Source organism: Paraburkholderia sp. BR14374, from assembly GCF_040948685.1.
Lineage (GTDB): Bacteria > Pseudomonadota > Gammaproteobacteria > Burkholderiales > Burkholderiaceae > Paraburkholderia > Paraburkholderia youngii.
Genome location: NZ_JBFPKF010000008.1, coordinates 275,706 through 292,589 on the forward strand (window position 1 = coordinate 275,706; position 16,884 = coordinate 292,589).

At 63.9% G+C, this 16,884-nt stretch carries 12 protein-coding genes; 6 read left to right on the forward strand and 6 right to left on the reverse strand.

Going from position 1 to position 16,884, the window contains the following annotated elements:
- Window positions 1-79: 79 nt before the first annotated feature.
- From AB3X86_RS20970 to AB3X86_RS20980, 3 genes are all read right to left on the reverse strand, one after another.
- Window positions 80-370 (reverse strand): contact-dependent growth inhibition system immunity protein, encoded by a 291-nt coding sequence (locus AB3X86_RS20970; protein ID WP_368597461.1) that lies wholly within the window; start codon window positions 368-370, stop codon window positions 80-82.
- Between the two features lie 37 nt (window positions 371-407).
- Window positions 408-1,220 (reverse strand): RNase A-like domain-containing protein, encoded by an 813-nt coding sequence (locus tag AB3X86_RS20975; RefSeq protein ID WP_368597462.1) that lies wholly within the window; start codon window positions 1,218-1,220, stop codon window positions 408-410.
- 224 nt (window positions 1,221-1,444) lie between these two features.
- Window positions 1,445-2,683, reverse strand: a complete 1,239-nt coding sequence (locus AB3X86_RS20980; RefSeq protein WP_368597463.1) for an acyltransferase family protein — start codon at window positions 2,681-2,683, stop codon at window positions 1,445-1,447.
- Between the two features lie 258 nt (window positions 2,684-2,941).
- Here AB3X86_RS20980 and AB3X86_RS20985 point away from each other — a divergent pair, with 258 nt between their 5' ends.
- Both AB3X86_RS20985 and galU read left to right on the forward strand, forming a co-directional pair.
- Window positions 2,942-3,085, forward strand: coding sequence for a hypothetical protein (locus tag AB3X86_RS20985; protein WP_176108538.1), 144 nt, complete (start codon window positions 2,942-2,944; stop codon window positions 3,083-3,085).
- Between the two features lie 287 nt (window positions 3,086-3,372).
- Window positions 3,373-4,290 carry a UTP--glucose-1-phosphate uridylyltransferase GalU gene (galU, locus tag AB3X86_RS20990; protein WP_368597464.1) on the forward strand — a complete coding sequence of 306 codons (918 nt, stop codon included), beginning with the start codon at window positions 3,373-3,375 and terminating at the stop codon, window positions 4,288-4,290.
- A 71-nt stretch (window positions 4,291-4,361) separates the two neighbouring features.
- Here the strand turns inward: galU and AB3X86_RS20995 are convergent, their stop codons facing one another.
- Window positions 4,362-6,536, reverse strand: a complete 2,175-nt coding sequence (locus tag AB3X86_RS20995) for a malate synthase G (protein WP_368597465.1) — start codon at window positions 6,534-6,536, stop codon at window positions 4,362-4,364.
- 80 nt (window positions 6,537-6,616) lie between these two features.
- Window positions 6,617-7,021, reverse strand: coding sequence for a heme-binding protein (locus AB3X86_RS21000; protein WP_176108535.1), 405 nt, complete (start codon window positions 7,019-7,021; stop codon window positions 6,617-6,619).
- A 252-nt stretch (window positions 7,022-7,273) separates the two neighbouring features.
- Between AB3X86_RS21000 and AB3X86_RS21005 the strand changes: the two genes are divergently transcribed.
- Window positions 7,274-8,155: an MOSC domain-containing protein gene (locus tag AB3X86_RS21005; protein ID WP_368597466.1), complete on the forward strand. Its 882-nt coding sequence runs from the start codon at window positions 7,274-7,276 to the stop codon at window positions 8,153-8,155.
- 38 nt (window positions 8,156-8,193) lie between these two features.
- Here AB3X86_RS21005 and cobA read toward each other — a convergent pair whose 3' ends face one another.
- A complete protein-coding gene (gene cobA / locus AB3X86_RS21010; protein ID WP_368597467.1) occupies window positions 8,194-8,997 on the reverse strand; it encodes a uroporphyrinogen-III C-methyltransferase in 804 nt (267 codons plus the stop codon).
- A gap of 589 nt (window positions 8,998-9,586) precedes the next feature.
- On the opposite strand from cobA, the gene nirB reads away from it, so the two are divergent.
- From nirB to AB3X86_RS21025, 3 genes are read left to right on the forward strand one after another with little or no spacing between them, the layout of a single operon-like run.
- A complete protein-coding gene (gene nirB, locus AB3X86_RS21015; protein ID WP_368597468.1) occupies window positions 9,587-12,127 on the forward strand; it encodes a nitrite reductase large subunit NirB in 2,541 nt (846 codons plus the stop codon).
- A 39-nt stretch (window positions 12,128-12,166) separates the two neighbouring features.
- Complete coding sequence (gene nirD, locus AB3X86_RS21020; protein WP_176119797.1) at window positions 12,167-12,532, forward strand: nitrite reductase small subunit NirD; 366 nt, start codon at window positions 12,167-12,169, stop codon at window positions 12,530-12,532.
- A 49-nt stretch (window positions 12,533-12,581) separates the two neighbouring features.
- Window positions 12,582-16,763, forward strand: a complete 4,182-nt coding sequence (locus AB3X86_RS21025; protein WP_368597469.1) for a molybdopterin-dependent oxidoreductase — start codon at window positions 12,582-12,584, stop codon at window positions 16,761-16,763.
- Window positions 16,764-16,884 lie beyond the last annotated feature (121 nt).

Sequence of the window (16,884 nt, forward strand, 5' to 3'; positions counted from 1 at the left end):
GAAGTCGAAGGGCTATCGCTCCGTTTTTTTGCGCGCCGCGCGCGTGGCACATAACAACCCTCGCGCGGCGATCAGTGGATTACTCGCTCAGAAGACGTTTCAACTCGTCAAGGAACGACGCCGTAGTGTGCCCCCAAAGCCTCGGATCGCAATGGCTTCCAAAGAGATCATCAAACGCCATATCCAGACAGTTTGAGTTGAGCTTCTGGAATCGGACGATCTCTTCCAGCATCGCGACTCTTTCGTCCTCGTTCATCCCCGCTTTATAGGAGAGAACGAGTTCCGGTATCGAATTCCCATAGATCGAATAGTCCTCATGGAATCGTCCCATGATCAACTGTTCGAGATTGTTGTACGTCCCGTAGTTCATGACCGTTCTGTGGAATGTTACGCGACAAGCATCGCTGTCAGGACATATAAGGCATGCCATTGTACGTCTGATAGCGGAGGATCACTTTGACCCGGCTCGCGGGTCTATATTCTCCTGATTTTCTGCTCACCACATTTCCAACGTTTCTTCCAACGTCTTCGAATAGTGTCAAATCGTTACGCGGTGCTCGTGTCCACGCCTTGATTTTGGTGGCATTGGCGCGCATCGCTTCCGTAATAGCCCATTCTGCCTGCCTGATATCTGCAAATGATGATGCCGCGGCGATGTGCAAGTCGCGTTTCAGGCGTTCCCTGAGCCATGCCTCATTGTTCTCGACGTGCTTCAGAATCGTATGCCCACCAAGCCCTGGATTAACGACCCTGGCCTCGTGCATTTGCAGATTGATGCGGCCCATCGTGACGCTGGCCACGCGTGCAGCCTTGATCGAGCCAGCGAAACCAAACGGCACGATCATATCGACTGACGGGCCGATCTTATTCGCCATGTCGGGACTGGCCTTCATCGCCTCGGCCAGTTTCGTCGTACCTTGCTGGATCAGCGCGGCGGTATCCCGGCCTGTCCAGATTTTGCGTACACCTGCCGACACCGTATCTGAGCCATGTGCTCCGAACACAACACATCCGGCCTTGCTTGCCATCGTCGGTTCCGGCAGCACGCAAAGCGCTGCCGCTCCAACCATTTCCAGTACCCCGCCGACTACCTGCAAGCCGCCCCATAGCCGGTTGGAAAGCATTTCGGTGGGGTTGATCGACTGACGGGAGAGCACCGCAGCCAGTTGAGGAACACTGAACACCACGCGCACGGCGCCCGAATCCTGTTGATACGACATCGTGAATTCCTCTGTAGCGATTGGGGGTGCCACGCTAGCAGGCGAATACAGGGATTTGGAATGGGCGATGGATGATTTTTGTGTCGTCTTTGTGCGCGTCAATCAATCACCCGCGCAGGGCGAGCGCCTTTTCGCGGCCGGTCGCAATCGAAACTTCGGGATGCATACCTAAGCCCCCGTCGCGGCACTTGGCCGTTACGGGGCTGACACAGCGCAGGGTGTACTTACGCCTTGAGACTCCCCGACCACTTCATCGCGGGCATTTCGATCACCCGATAGAACACGTAGGCAGCCGGCACCGCGACCAACATATAACCAAACGACGGCCAGATCGACACCTGCAGCGACGAACGAAACAGCCACGCCGAGAGCAGCACGAAGATCGGCAGATGAATCAGATACAGCGAGAAACTGAAGTCACCCACGCGGGACAGCAAGCGCGACAGCGCGCGCGACCCAGTGCGAAGCAGCGCGAGCACGCCACTCCTTTCGTGTTGCGGGTCATTGGGCACATCGAGCGCCTTGTACAGATAGCACGCGAAGCCCAGCGCCCAGATCTGGAACGCACCATACTGACCGAAATGAAACGCGACGCAGCCTGCCGCGATCAATCCCCCCGCGAGAACGTACAGCAATGCGGGCGCGCGCGCCTCTCGCGCGTTGCGCGCCCTGACATCGGCGATCCACGCACCGAGCGTCCACGAAAACCAGTACGACGTGAAGAACTGCAGATCATGTCGTTCCAGCCCATACGCGGACGCAACGTTGATCACCGCGACGAGCGCGAGCACGGCGTTCAGTCCGATGCGCCGCCGCAGCGCGAACAGCAGCGGATAGATCGCATAGAACTGCACTTCGAGCGACAGCGTCCACAGCGCGCCGTTCGAGCCATACGTTTTGCCCGCCACACCCTGCAGCGAAAACAGATTGACCAGAAACGGCTGCAAGCCGATCTCGCGAATCTTGTGACTGACGGGCGGCAATTGCAGGCTCAGCGAATCGAGCGCGAAGGTCAGAACCAGCGCCGCGAGCAGCACCGGATAGATGCGCGCGAAGCGCCGCAGCCAGAAGTTGCCTGCATCGAGCCGGTAAGCGGGATTGCCCGCGAGCCGCAGCGCGCCGCCGCGATGGATGCAGTAGCCGCTGATCACGAAGAACATCGGCACGCCGGCCGAGCCCCATGCGATCGGAAACGTCAGATACGCGGCGAGACTGCCCGGACTCAGCGAATGTCCGACGCTTTGATGAAACGCCTGCATGCCGACCCACACGATCTGGCGGCAATGAAAATAGGCGACCAGCAGTGCGGCGAAACCTCGCATCGCGTCGATCACATGCTCCTTGCCGACGCTATCGGTACGCGCGTCGCTGCGAGCGTGCAGCGCGGCCGGGTTTTTCTCGGGGCACGGCAGCGGGGAGAGGGGCAGGGATGAGCCGGCGGCATCCAATGCTGGGTCGCTCATACGCGGTCCTTATCTGAAGCGGAAAGAGAAAAAATCGACGCGGAATTGGCCTTCGAGCGGGCGTCCTTGCACACCCCGCGACGCACCCATGCTAGAGCACAACAATCCCACAAAATGATTAAAAAATTGCGTTTCGAATTGAATCGGAATCTATTTTGTGACGAATTGTAATTACGCAGCGATGTATCGAGCGTCGAATTATTTATCGCTTTTGTCGTGCTAATTTAGATCAAGGATTCTCTGACCCGAGGTGAAGTCATGAACCTGCATTTACTGGCCGGCATCGCCGTCCTGCTGATCCTGGTGGCCGCCTCCGCCTACCGCGACGCCTTGCGCAACGAGCCGATCCGTCGCTACAGAATGAACCCAGGCAAGCTGCCGCCCGTTGACGAACAGGACTGACGTGCTGCCGAAGCCGGTCGCCAGATCGCCAGACGGGCCAGGCCAAGGGCTGTCCGAAAGGTAAGACTTTCGGATTTTGTCATTCGCCGCCTGGCAAATATATGCGTAACAAGTTACTCAATTTTTCGCAATATCGCATTGCGATCGATGCATGAATTATCCGAATTAAATCGGAGAAAGACCGCTTCCGTGAACCTCGCAGATTTTTCTGCTAGTCTTGCGCCGACATCGATTGGCCGCCAGGTCCGCGAACACACCAACTTCTAACCGATGTGGGAATGCCTACCATGCTGAAAGTCACCAAAGCCGTGTTTCCCGTAGCGGGCCTCGGGACACGATTCCTGCCGGCTACCAAAGCAAGTCCGAAGGAAATGCTGCCGATCGTCGACAAGCCGCTGATCCAGTACGCGGTCGAAGAGGCGATCGCCGCCGGCATCACCGAGATGATCTTCGTGACGGGCCGCAGCAAGCGCGCGATCGAAGACCACTTCGATAAATCCTATGAGATCGAGTCCGAACTCGAAGCGCGCAACAAGCAGAAACTGCTCGATCTGGTTCGCAGCATCAAACCGGCCAACGTCGACTGCTTTTACGTGCGCCAGGCCGAAGCGCTCGGTCTCGGCCATGCGGTGCTGTGCGCCGAAAAACTGGTGGGCGACAGCCCGTTCGCGGTGATACTCGCCGACGACCTGCTGCATAGCTCGAAGCCTGTGATGAGCCAGTTGGTCGATACCTTCAATCACTATCACAGCTCGGTGATCGGCGTCGAAACGATCGCGCGCGAGGACAGCCGTTCGTACGGCGTCGTCGACGGCCGCGAGTGGGAAGACAACGTGATCAAACTGTCGGGCATCGTCGAGAAGCCGGCGCCGGACGAGGCGCCGTCGAATCTCGGCGTGGTGGGGCGCTACGTGCTGATGCCGACGATCTTCAAGCATATCCGCGCGCTGAAGCCGGGCGCGGGCGGCGAGCTGCAACTGACGGACGCGGTGCAGTCGCTGCTGACCGAAGAGCAGGTGCTCGCGTATCGCTACTTCGGCACGCGCTTCGATTGCGGCAGCAAGCTCGGCTATCTGAAGGCGACCGTCGAATTCGCGCTGCGCCATCCGGAGGTGAAGGCTGAATTCGAGGCGTATCTGCAGGCGTATATGCAGAAGGAAGCGCCAGCCGGCGAGGCGGGGCAATTGACGGCAGAAGCCGCGTGAACTGACGAGGCCCTGAAATAAACAATGGGCGCCGCGTTGCGCGGCGCCCGTTGTCGTTCAGCAGGACGGCCTCAACCTTGCTGCTTCACCTCGAGCCGGAACTTGTGCAGCAACGGCTCGGTATAGCCGTTCGGCTGCTGGCGCCCCTCGAATACGAGCGCTTGCGCGGCCCTGAACGCAATCGTGTGGAAGCCCGGCGCCATCGGCTGGTAGAGCGGATCACCGGCGTTCTGCGCGTCCACGACCTTGGCCATGCGCTTGAACGTCTCCTCGACGAGCTCGCGTTCGATCACGCCGTGATACAGCCAGTTGGCGATGTGCTGGCTCGAAATACGCAGCGTCGCGCGGTCTTCCATCAGGCCGACGTTGTGAATGTCCGGCACCTTCGAGCAGCCGACGCCCTGATCGATCCAGCGCACCACGTAGCCGAGAATGCCTTGCGTGTTGTTGTCGACCTCGGCGCGGATTTCTTCGTCGCTCCATTGCGCCTTTTCGACGACCGGAATCGTCAGCAGGCCATCGAGCAGTTCGTCGTACACCTTCGCGTAGTCGGTGCGTTCAAGTTCCTGCTGGACCGCCTGCACGTCGACCTGGTGATAGTGCAGCGCGTGCAGCGTCGCCGCGGTAGGCGAGGGCACCCACGCGGTATTCGCGCCAGCCTTCGGATGGCCGATCTTCTGCTCGAGCATCGCGTGCATCAGGTCGGGCATCGCCCACATGCCTTTGCCGATCTGCGAGCGGCCGCGCAGGCCCGCGCTCAAACCGACCAGCACGTTGCTGCGCTCGTACGACGCGATCCACTTGCTCGACTTCATGTCGCCCTTGCGGATCATCGGGCCCGCTTCCATCGCGGAGTGCATCTCGTCGCCGGTGCGATCGAGGAAGCCCGTGTTGATGAACGCGACGCGCGCCGACGCTTCGGCGATACACGCCAGCAGGTTCACGCTGGTGCGGCGCTCCTCGTCCATGATGCCCATCTTGAGCGTGTTGCGCGGCAGCTTCAGCAGGTCTTCGACGCGCGCGAACAGCTCGCTCGCGAACGCGACCTCGGCCGGCCCGTGCATCTTCGGCTTCACGATATAGATCGAGCCGGTGCGCGAGTTCAGCTTGTTCTGGCGGTCGCGCAGCGCGCACAGCGTCGTGATTACCGCGTCGAGAATGCCTTCGGGAATCTCGTGGCCGTCTTTGGTCAATACGGCTGGGTTCGTCATCAGGTGGCCGACGTTGCGGATGAACAGCAGCGAGCGGCCATGCAGCTTGACCTGCGACTTGCCGTCCGCGCCGGTGTACTCTCGGTCCGCGTTGAGCCGGCGCGTGAAGGTCTTGCCGTTCTTTGTGACCTGTTCGGTCAGGTCGCCGTTCATCAGGCCGAGCCAGTTGCGATAGAGCTGCACTTTGTCGTCGGCGTCAACGGCCGCGACCGAGTCCTCGCAATCGATGATCGTCGTGACCGCCGCTTCCACGACGACGTCCTTCACACGCGCCGCGTCGGTCTTGCCGACCGGATCGTTCGCATCGATCTGGATCTCGACGTGCAGGCCGTTGTGCTTGAGCAGCACCGCCGACGGCGCGCTCGCGTCGCCCTGATAGCCGACCAGTTGCGCGGGTGTCTTCAGCGCGGTAGTGCCGTTCTTCAGCGCGACCACGAGCTGGCCGTTCTCGACGCTGTAGCGCGTCGCATCCGCGTGCGAGCCGTTCGCGAGCGGCGCGGCCTGATCGAGGAACTTGCGCGCATACGCGATCACCGCGGCGCCGCGCACCGGGTTGTAACCCTTCTGCTTTTCCGCGCCATCCGTTTCGGGGATCGCGTCGGTGCCGTACAGCGCGTCGTACAGGCTGCCCCAGCGCGCGTTCGCGGCGTTCAGCGCGTAGCGCTGGTTCGACAGCGGCACGACTAGCTGCGGGCCGGCCTGCTCCGAGATTTCGCTGTCCACGTGGTCGGTCGTGGCCTCTACGCTGGCGGGCACGGGCACGATGTAGCCGATGCCTTCGAGAAACGCGCGATACTCGCGCAGATCCCGCACCGGGCCGGGATGGCTCCGATGCCAATTGTCGAGTTCGCTTTGCAGGCGGTCGCGCTCGGCGAGCAACGCCCGATTTTTTGGCGCCAGCTCGTGCACGAGGGCGTCGAAACCCGACCAGAAGGCGGCGCTGTCGATTCCGGTGCCGGGCAGGGCTTCGGTTTCGACGAACTGGTCGAGGTTGGCGGCGACCTGCAGTCCGCCGCGCGGGTTCATCTGAGTCATCGACTGCTCCATCTGTTATGGGACCGATGAGGGGGCATCGGTCCGCGTTGAGCCACGGGATTGCTGTGACGCGCGGCGCCTTAAACGCCGAGCGCCTGAATGCCGGCCTTCGCGATCTGCGCATCCTGCTCCGACTTGACGCCCGACACGCCGACCGCGCCGACCACATGGCCGTCGACGATCACCGGCACGCCGCCTTCGAGCGTGCCCTGCAACGGTGCGCTGAGGAATGCGGTGCGGCCGTTGTTGATCATGTCTTCATACACCTTGGTTTCGCGCCGGCCGAGCGCCGCGGTGCGCGCTTTCTCGGTCGCGATATACGAGGTGGCCGGCGCCGCGCCGTCCAGACGCAGCACCGCGAGCGGATGGCCGCCGTCGTCCACGACCACGATCGCGACGGGCCACCTGTTCTTCTCGGCTTCCGCGCGCGCGGCATCGACGATGCGGGTCGTCTCGGCGACGGTCAACACGGGTTTGGTCAGCATAATGAATGTCCTGTCTCGGTGAGGGGAAAGTGGCGTCTTCGGCTTCTCTCGGTAACGGGTCGATGCGGCGCCTGCGCGCGCGTTCCGCAGCTCTGTCGCATGCCGCATGCCGGCGCCTGCCTGATCGAAGATTCTACTTCCCGCCGCCCCAGCGCGGAACGGCAGCTTCCCTGGTCGCCATCACCGATACACGCGGAGCGCTTTACAATCGCGTCTCAACCTGAAAAACGCGCTTCCCCGACACCTAAGACCATGCCAACCATCAGCGAGCTGTTCGTCTATCCGATCAAATCCTGCGCCGGCATCCGGCTCGATGCGGCGCGCCTGCGGGCGACCGGCCTCGAATACGACCGCAACTGGATGATCGTCGATCCCGAAGGCGCGATGTTCACGCAGCGCGCGTATCCGCGCATGGCCCTGATCAAGGTCGAACTCGGCGCCGAGGATCTGATCGTCAACGCGCCGGGTATGCGTGAGCTGCGCACGCCGCTCGATGCCGCGCGCCTGGCCGGCGCGGCCCGGGTCGATACCGCGGTGTGGAGCGACGCCGCCTACGGGCTCGATACCGGCGAAGCAACGGCGGCGTGGTTCACGGAGTTCCTCGGTCTGCCGGCGCGCTTGCTGCGCTTCGATCCGGAGCGCGAACGCATCGTCGATCCGGACTACACGGACAGCACCGGCGGTGCGACGACCTTTTTCGCCGATGGTTTTCCGCTGCTGGTGGCGGGCCAGGCCTCGCTCGACGATCTGAACGCGCGCCTGAACCGCAAAGGCGCGCCGTCGATCGGAATCGATCGCTTTCGGCCCAACATCGTGCTCACGGGCCTCGAAGCCTATGAAGAGGACTATGTCGAGACGCTCGCCGTCGCCGCGGATGCGGACTCGAGCGCGCGCGTCGAGTTGCGTCTCGTCAAGCTGTGCTCGCGCTGTCCGATGCCGACCATCGATCAGGCGCGCGGCGCGCCCGATCCCGACTGGCCGAACGAGCCGACCGACACGATGCTCGCTTATCGCGTCAGCGAACGCTTCGACGGCGCGGTCACGTTCGGCAACAACGCGCTGGTCGCGAGCGGGGCCGGGGCCTGGCTGCGGGTCGGGCAGCAGGTCGACGCGGAGCTCGGATTCGGCGATTGATTGGATGAAGGGCGGGCGAGGCCCGCTTCGATCGGATCTCAGGCCGCCCGCGCAATCGCCGGCGCGGGCAGCGTCGTTTCCCCACCTTGTTCGCCGCGAGCTTCGCGTTCCCAGCAAGGCGCTTCGGCGCTCTCGCCAACCGCATCGCCCACCAGAATCACCGCCGGACTGCCGAAGCCCGCGCCGAGCGCATCGGCGGCGAGCCGATCGAGTCGCGTCAACAGGCGCCGCTCGTCGCGGCCGCCGGCCCACTGCACGACCGCGGCCGGCGTGTCGGCCGGCAGGTGCGCGAGCAAGGCAGCGGCGATGCCGTCGATGCGCCGCATGCCCATATAGATCGCCAGCGTCGTGCGCGTCGCGGCGAGCGCGGCCCAGTCCGGCTCGCCGTGATCTTCGGTGTGCGCGGTGATGAAGCTCACGCCGTGGCAGTGCCGCCGATGCGTGAGCGACATGCCGAGCCCCGCCGCGGCCGCGAAGCCCGACGAGATGCCGTTGACGATCTCCACCGCAAGGCCCGCGTCGCGCAGCACCGCGAGCTCCTCGCCCGCACGGCCGAACAGCAGCGCTTCGCCGCCTTTGACGCGCACCACGTGCAGCCCCTTCAGCGCATAACGCCGCATCAGCCGCTCGATGAACGCCTGCGGCGTCGAGCGGCAGCCTCCGCGTTTGCCGACGCGGATCACGCGCGCCCGCGGCGCGAGCGTCACGATGTCTGGATTCGCGAGGTCGTCGAGCAGCACGACGTCGGCGGCCGCGAGCGCCTTGACGGCCTTCAGCGTCAGCAAGTCGAGGTCGCCTGGACCCGCGCTCAGCAGCGTGACCTTGCCGGTGTTGGTGTTCATGTTGTGTCCTTGTGCCGTGGGTTTCTCGTGGCTCGAAACGAAAACGGCGTCCGCCCGTGAAGATCACGAGGGGACGCCGTTGTCCATTGCATTGCCGGTTGACGGTTGAGTCTGCGCATCGCGACGACGTTGCCGCGACGACGTTGCGGAGGACCAACGCAAGGACCACGCCATCGATCGAATAGCGGCACGCAAGACGTTGCCACACGCTGCGATTCACGCGGAAAACAGCGTCACGATCGCACCTGCGTGCAGCTTGGTTTCGCACGTCCACAGTGCTGCGTCGCACCATCCCTGTGCCTTGCCGCATCAAAACGCGTCGCGCTCGGGGTGCGCTTCGGAGCCGCGCGATTTGCGGTAAACCCACGCCACACCGTGCTTTGCGGCGCATCGATCTAAATTGGCACAGCCTTTGCAATAAGCGTTGCCATCGAACCAACGTGGGTTCGTCGCGCTTGCAGCAGAAAGCAGCGCCCCGCAGCACCCAACAGGACAACGGCGTCCCCCGGATTCAGCCTCGGCTGGATTCGCGGGACGCCGTTTTTATTTCCGCAATCGCTTTCGCCAGACACCAGAGGACAGCGCGCTCATGAAAATCATCGTTATCGGTCACGGGATGGTCGGCCACAAACTGGTCGAATGCCTGGCGCTTCAGGACGCGCACGATCTCGACATCACGGTGCTGGGCGAAGAATCGCGACCGGCCTACGATCGCGTGCATCTGTCCGAGTTCTTCTCGGGCAAGACCGCCGATGACCTGTCGCTCGTCGAGCCCGGCTTTTTCGAGCGCCACGGCGTGCAACTGAAGCTGAACGCGCGGGCCGTCGCGGTCGATCGCGACGCGCGCACGGTGACGGTCGCGAGCGGCGAAACGCTGACGTACGACCGCCTCGTGTTCGCGACCGGTTCCTATCCGTTCGTGCCGCCGGTGCCGGGCCGTGAGCGCGGCGACTGCTTCGTCTACCGGACGATCGACGATCTCGAAGCGATGCGCGAATGCGGCGCTCGCTCGAAAACGGGCACGGTGGTCGGCGGCGGGCTGCTCGGTCTCGAATGCGCGAAGGCGCTGCGCGATATGGGCCTGCAAACGCATGTGGTCGAATTCGCGCCGCGCCTGATGGCGGTGCAGGTCGACGACGGCGGCGGCCGCGTATTGCGCGGCCGGATCGAAGAACTGGGCGTCACCGTGCACACGCACAAGAACACGACGGCGATCGTCGACGGCGAGGCGGGCACGCACCGCATGCAGTTCGCCGACGGCAGCCATCTCGACACCGACATGATCGTGTTCTCCGCGGGCATCCGTCCGCGCGACGATCTGGCCCGCGCATGCGGCCTCGAACTGGGCGCGCGCGGCGGCATCGTGATCGACGACGCGTGCCGCAGCAGCGATCCGCACATCTACGCGATCGGCGAATGCGCGCTGTGGCACGGTCAGTTGTTCGGCCTCGTCGCGCCCGGCTACGAGATGGCGCGCGTGGTCGCGAAGCAGTTGCTGGGCGACTCGGCCGAATTCGCGGGCGCCGACATGAGCACCAAGCTGAAGCTGATGGGCGTCGATGTGGCCAGCATCGGCGACGCGCACGGCAATACGCCGGGCAGCCGCAGCTACCAGTTCAGCGACGAGCGCAAGCAGATCTACAAGAAGCTCGTCGTGTCCGATTGCGGCAAGTATCTGCTCGGCGGCGTGATGGTCGGCGACGCGAGCGAATACGGCACGCTGCTGCAGATGATGCTGAATCGCATCGAGCTGCCCGCGTCGCCCGAATTCCTGATCCTGCCGCAAGCGGACGGCAGCGCGAAGCCCGCGCTCGGCGTCGAGGCGCTGCCCGCGGCCGCGCAGATCTGCTCGTGCAACAACGTGTCGAAGGGCGAGCTGTGCGCAGCCGTGTGCGCGGGCGCGACCGACATCGGCGCATTGAAGAGCGCGACCGGCGCGGGCACTTCGTGCGGCGGCTGCGTGCCGCTCGTCACGCAAGTGATGAAGGCCGAGATGAAGAAGCAGGGTCTCGCCGTGAACAACCACGTCTGCGAGCACTTCCCGTATTCGCGCCAGGAGCTTTACCACCTCGTGCGCGTCGAGGGGCTGCGCAGTTTCGGCGCGCTGCTCGCGAAACATGGCCGCGGGCTCGGCTGCGACATCTGCAAGCCGGCGGTCGCCAGCATTCTCGCGTCGTGCTGGAACGAATTCGTGCTGAAGAAGGAGCACGCGTCGCTACAGGACACCAACGACTACTACCTCGCGAACATCCAGCGCGACGGCACTTATTCTGTCGTGCCGCGCATGCCGGGCGGCGAAGTGACGCCCGATGGACTGATCGCGGTCGCGCAGGTCGCGAAGAAATACGGCCTCTACACGAAGATCACCGGCGGTCAGCGGGTCGATCTGTTCGGCGCGCGCGTCGAGCAATTGCCGTCGATCTGGGAAGAGCTGATCGCGGCCGGCTTCGAATCGGGCCACGCGTATGGCAAATCGCTGCGTACCGTGAAGTCGTGCGTCGGCTCGACGTGGTGCCGCTATGGCGTCGGCGATTCGGTCGGCCTCGCGGTCGAACTCGAGAATCGCTACAAGGGGCTGCGCACGCCGCACAAGATCAAGTTCGGCGTGTCGGGCTGCACCCGTGAATGCGCGGAAGCGCAGGGCAAGGACGTCGGCGTGATCGCCACCGAGAAGGGCTGGAATCTGTACGTGTGCGGCAACGGCGGCATGAAGCCGCGTCACGCGGAACTGCTCGCCGAGGACCTCGATCGGCAAACGCTGGTGCGCTACATCGACCGCTTCCTGATGTTCTACGTGCGCACCGCCGACCGGCTGCAACGCACCAGCGTGTGGCGCGACAACCTCGAAGGCGGTCTCGAATATCTGATCGACGTGATCGTCAACGATCGCCTTGGCGTTGCCACCGAACTGGAAATGGAGATGCAGCACGTGGTCGACACGTACGAGTGCGAATGGAAGAAGGCCGTCACCGATCCCGAAACACGCAAGCGCTTCCGCCATTTCGTCAACAGCGCCGAGCCCGATAGCAACGTCGCGTTCGTCGAGCAGCGCGGACAGATCCGGCCGGCCACGCCCGCCGAGCGGCAGGCGCCGCGCATCGAGATTCCCATTGTCGTCGAGACGGTTTGACCTCAACCGATTCCCGCTTAACTCAAAAGGAGCCCAGTCATGAAGAACGAACGCTTGCCCCGCGCCTGGACCGCGATCTGCGCACTCGACGACATCGTGCCGAACACCGGCGTTTGCGCGCTCGTCAACGGCGAGCAGGTGGCCGTGTTTCACGTCGAAGGCGGTGAAGCGGAGTCGCCCGCCGAGCCCACGGTGTACGCGATCGAAAACTTCGATCCGGGTTCGCACGCGGCGGTGCTGTCGCGCGGACTCGTCGGCAGCCTCGGCGAGCGCATCGTGGTCGCGTCGCCGATCTACAAGCATCACTTCGATCTGCGCACCGGCGAATGCCTCGAAACGCCGTCGTATTCGGTCAGCGCGTTTGCCACGCGCGTCGAAAACGGCCAGGTGTGGGTCGCGGTTTGAGGTAACGGCCTCGCTTCATCGTTCAGAGTTCTAACCAGATCATTCGCGCATGTCTGATACCAGCGTAAAGAGCGTGTGTCCTTATTGCGGCGTCGGTTGCGGCATGGTGCTGCACGTCGAGGACGGCCAGGTCGTGAAGATCGCCGGCGACAAGGAGCATCCGGCCAACTTTGGCCGGCTCTGCACCAAGGGCCAGTCGGCTCACGTCGCGCTGCGCAAGTCGGGGCGTCTCGAAGGCGCGTTCGTGCGTCATGCGCGCGATGAAGACCCGGCGCCGCTGCCGATGGCGCAGGCGTTGAGCGACACCGCGGCGCGTCTGCGGCGTGTGATCGACGAGCATGGTCCCGATGCGGTGTCGTTTTACGTGTCGGGGCAGATGTCGCTCGAAGCGCAGTATCTGGTCAACAAGCTCGCGAAGGGCTTTATCGGCACGAACAATATCGAAGCGAATTCGCGCCTGTGCATGGCGAGCGCGGCGAGCGGCTACAAGCTGTCGCTCGGTGCGGACGGTCCGCCCGGCTCGTATGAAGACTTCGATCACGCGGATCTGTTTTTCGTCAGCGGCGCGAATATGGCCGACTGTCATCCGATCCTGTTCCTGCGCATGATGGATCGCGTGAAGGCGGGCGCGAAGCTGATCGTCGTCGATCCGCGCCGCAACACGACCGCCGAGAAAGCCGATCTGTTCCTGCAGATCAAACCCGGCACCGACCTCGCGTTGCTGAACGGTCTGCTGCATCTGCTGCACGAAAACGGCGCAACGGATGCGGCTTTTATCGCCGAACACACCGAAGGCTGGGACGCGATGCCCGCGTTTCTGGCCGAGTACACGCCGGAGAACGTCGCCCGCATCACGGGCCTCGCCGCTGACGACATCCGTCGCGCCGCGCAGATGATCGCGTCGGCCAAAGACTGGATGAGCTGCTGGACGATGGGCCTGAACCAGAGCACGCACGGCACGTGGCACACCAATGCGCTGTGCAATCTGCATCTGGCGACGGGCCGCATCTGCCGGCGCGGCAGTGGACCGTTCTCGCTGACGGGCCAGCCGAACGCGATGGGCGGCCGCGAAATGGGCTACATGGGCCCCGGTTTGCCGGGTCAGCGTTCGGCGCTGGTCGCTGAAGATCGCGCGTTCATCGAGGCGCTGTGGGGCATCGCACCGGGCACGCTCAAAGCGGACGCGGGCAACGGCACGATCGACCTGTTCGCGCGCATGGCCGCGGGCGACATCAAGGCGTGCTGGATCATCTGCACGAATCCGGTCGCGACCGTCGCGAACCGGCAGACCGCCATCGCCGGATTGCGCGCGGCCGAACTCGTGATCGCGCAGGACGCGTTCCTCGACACCGAAACGAATCGCTACGCCGACGTGCTGCTGCCAGGCGCTTTGTGGGCCGAAGCCGAAGGCGTGATGGTCAACTCGGAGCGCAATCTGACGCTGATGCAGCAGGCCATCGAACCGCCCGGCGCGGCGTTGCCCGACTGGCAGATCATCGCGCGCATCGCGTGTGAAATGGGCTTTGCCGATGCGTTCAGCTATGCGAGCGCCGACGAAGTGTTCGCCGAACTCACGCGCGCGGCGAACCCGGCGACCGGCTACGATCTGCGCGGCGCGAGTCATCGCCGCTTGAAGGACGCACCGCTGCAGTGGCCGATCGCGTCGGCGGATTCGTCCGAGCGCAATCCGCTTCGCTATCTGAATGACGGCGTGAGCCAAACGCTTAGGGAGGCTGAAGATGGCAGCCGCCCGCGCATTGCTTTTCCGACCGCGAGCGGCAGGGCGAAGTTTTTCGCGCGCGCGTATCAGCCCGCGGCCGAGTTGCCCGATCGCGAGTTTCCGATCGTGTTGAACACGGGCCGCGTGCAGCATCAATGGCACACGATGACCAAGACCGGCAAGGTCGCGATGCTGAACAAGCTGAACCCGGGACCCTTCGTCGAGATTCATCCGCACGATGCGGCCGAACTCGGCATTCGCGCGAAAGACGCGGTCGAGATGCGTTCACGGCGCGGCCGCGCAGTGCTGCCCGCCGTCGTCACCGATCGCGTGAGCGCGGGGCAGTGCTTCGCGCCGATGCACTGGAACGACGTGTTCGGCGACGAGCTTTGCATCAACGCGGTGACCAACGACGCGGTCGATCCGGTTTCATTGCAGCCCGAACTGAAAGTCTGCGCGGTCGCGCTAAGTCCGGTAACGGCCGAGCGCATCGCTGACAAACGCAACGACGACGCGCTCTCTACTCCCGCCGACGCAGCGGCTTTTGCGCCCAGCGCCAAGGATCAACCCATGCCTCGTATCGAAGCCCTCACGACTTTGCTGCAATTGCCGCCTGAGCCCGTACCGATGCCCGCGCTCAGCGATCCGGAGCGCGCGTATCTGGCCGGGTTCGTCAGCGGCCTGCGTTCGTCCGAAGCGCAAGGCCTCGACAACGTGCCGGTGCTGCCGCACAGCGCACCGTTCGATGCGGTGAAGCGGCTCTATGTCGATGGTCTGCTTGCCGGACTGTATAGCCGCAGCGCGACGACGGCCCGGGCTTCAGGCGCTGCATCGCCGCCGAATGCCGTGCAGGAAGAGGCCCGCGAATCGGGCGTGCGTATCGTGCGCACCCGGCCGAAGGTCACGCTGTTGTGGGCCTCGCAAACCGGCAACACCGAATCGCTGACCGAGCGTTACGCGACGCGTCTGATGGAATCGGGCTTCGAGATTCGCACCGCGTGCATGGCCGACTATCCGTTCGCGGCGCTCGCGAAGGCGCAGTACGTGTTGCTGATGACCAGCACGTTCGGCGACGGCGATGCGCCCGACAACGCGCAGGACTTCTGGACGCATCTGAACGCCGCCACGGCGCCGCGCCTCGACGGCGTGCGCTTCGCGGTGCTCGCGCTCGGCGATCGCAACTACGACCAGTTTTGCGGTCACGGCCGTCGGCTCGATGAACGGCTCGCCGCGCAGGGCGCGCTGCGTCTCACCGAGCGCGTCGATTGCGACATCGAATATCAGTCGAGCGCGGATGCATGGCTCGAACGCGTGATCGTCTGTATCAAGCAGGCGGATGCCGCGCTGCATGCGGTGCCGCCGGGCGGCATGATCAACGCGGTGGTGGGCGCGGTGCCGACCAAGGCGCGGCCGGCCGCGTCGCGCATCGTCGGCAATTTGCGACTGAACCGGCAGGGCGCCGTGAAGGATACGCGCTACGTGTCGCTGCAAACGGGCGATTCCAACCTCGAATACGAAGCGGGTGATGCGCTCGGCGTGTGGCCGAGCAACTGCCCCGAACTCGTCGACGAACTGATCACGCTGAGCGGTCTGGATGCCGAAGCATCGGTGCACGTCGCGGGTATCGGCGACATGCGCCTCGCCGATGCGCTCACCAAACACTACGAGATCGCGCGGCCGAGCGCCGAAGCGCTTGCGCTGGTCGCCGCGCGCAGCCGCAACGGCACGCTGGGCGATCTGCTCGCGCCCGAACGCAAGGCGGATCTGAAGCAATGGCTATGGGGACAGCAGCTCGCCGACGTATTGCACGAGTTTCCGGTGAGCCTCTCGGCCGCCGAACTCACCGGCATGCTGAAGCGCTTGCAGCCGCGCCTGTATTCGATCGCATCGAGCCCGAAGGCCCATCCGGGAGAGGTGCATCTGACGGTATCGGCGGTGCGTTACAGCAATGGGCGGCGGCACCGCAAGGGCGTGTCGTCGACGTTTCTCGCGGATCGTGCAAGCGACACCGACGTCCCCGTGTTCGTGCAGAAGTCCGCGCACTTTCGTCCTCCTCATCAGTCGGACACGCCGATGATCATGGTCGGCCCCGGCACCGGCATCGCACCGTTTCGCGGCTTTCTGCACGAACGGCAGGCGCGCGGCGAACGCGGACGCAACTGGCTGTTCTTCGGCGAACAACATGCCGCGACCGACTTCTACTATCGCGACGAGCTCGAAGCGATGCGCGCGAGCGGTCTGTTGACCCGACTCGACGTCGCGTTCTCGCGCGACCAGGCCGACAAAATCTATGTGCAGGACCGCATGCGCGAGCACGGTGCGCAACTGTGGGCATGGCTCGAAGACGGTGCGCATTTCTATGTATGCGGCGACGCGAACCGGATGGCACGCGATGTCGACGCGGCGCTGAAGGACATCATCGCGACGCACGGTGGCATGAGCGAAGAGAAAGCACTCGAATACGTGAGCCGTCTGACGCGCGAAAAGCGCTATGCACGCGACGTGTATTGAGCCGCCGACGCGTTTCGAAAAAGGCCTTAAAAAAGGCCTCAAAACGCACAGCGTGATGGCATGACGCTTGCATATCGAGTCCCGGTTAAAACTCCGGGCGACATGCCGGTGCAAAACACAA

Excerpts from the sequence above, each read along its gene's own strand:
- AB3X86_RS20975 (WP_368597462.1), bottom strand. The coding sequence starts at position 1,220 with ATGTCGTATCAACAGGATTCGGGCGCCGTGCGCGTGGTGTTCAGTGTT.
- AB3X86_RS21005 (WP_368597466.1), top strand. The coding sequence starts at position 7,274 with ATGCCAACCATCAGCGAGCTGTTCGTCTATCCGATCAAATCCTGCGCC.
- AB3X86_RS20970 (WP_368597461.1), bottom strand. The coding sequence starts at position 370 with ATGAACTACGGGACGTACAACAATCTCGAACAGTTGATCATGGGACGA.
- AB3X86_RS20980 (WP_368597463.1), bottom strand. The coding sequence starts at position 2,683 with ATGAGCGACCCAGCATTGGATGCCGCCGGCTCATCCCTGCCCCTCTCC.
- AB3X86_RS20995 (WP_368597465.1), bottom strand. The coding sequence starts at position 6,536 with ATGACTCAGATGAACCCGCGCGGCGGACTGCAGGTCGCCGCCAACCTC.
- nirB (WP_368597468.1), top strand. The coding sequence starts at position 9,587 with ATGAAAATCATCGTTATCGGTCACGGGATGGTCGGCCACAAACTGGTC.
- galU (WP_368597464.1), top strand. The coding sequence starts at position 3,373 with ATGCTGAAAGTCACCAAAGCCGTGTTTCCCGTAGCGGGCCTCGGGACA.
- cobA (WP_368597467.1), bottom strand. The coding sequence starts at position 8,997 with ATGAACACCAACACCGGCAAGGTCACGCTGCTGAGCGCGGGTCCAGGC.
- AB3X86_RS20985 (WP_176108538.1), top strand. The coding sequence starts at position 2,942 with ATGAACCTGCATTTACTGGCCGGCATCGCCGTCCTGCTGATCCTGGTG.
- AB3X86_RS21025 (WP_368597469.1), top strand. The coding sequence starts at position 12,582 with ATGTCTGATACCAGCGTAAAGAGCGTGTGTCCTTATTGCGGCGTCGGT.
- nirD (WP_176119797.1), top strand. The coding sequence starts at position 12,167 with ATGAAGAACGAACGCTTGCCCCGCGCCTGGACCGCGATCTGCGCACTC.
- AB3X86_RS21000 (WP_176108535.1), bottom strand. The coding sequence starts at position 7,021 with ATGCTGACCAAACCCGTGTTGACCGTCGCCGAGACGACCCGCATCGTC.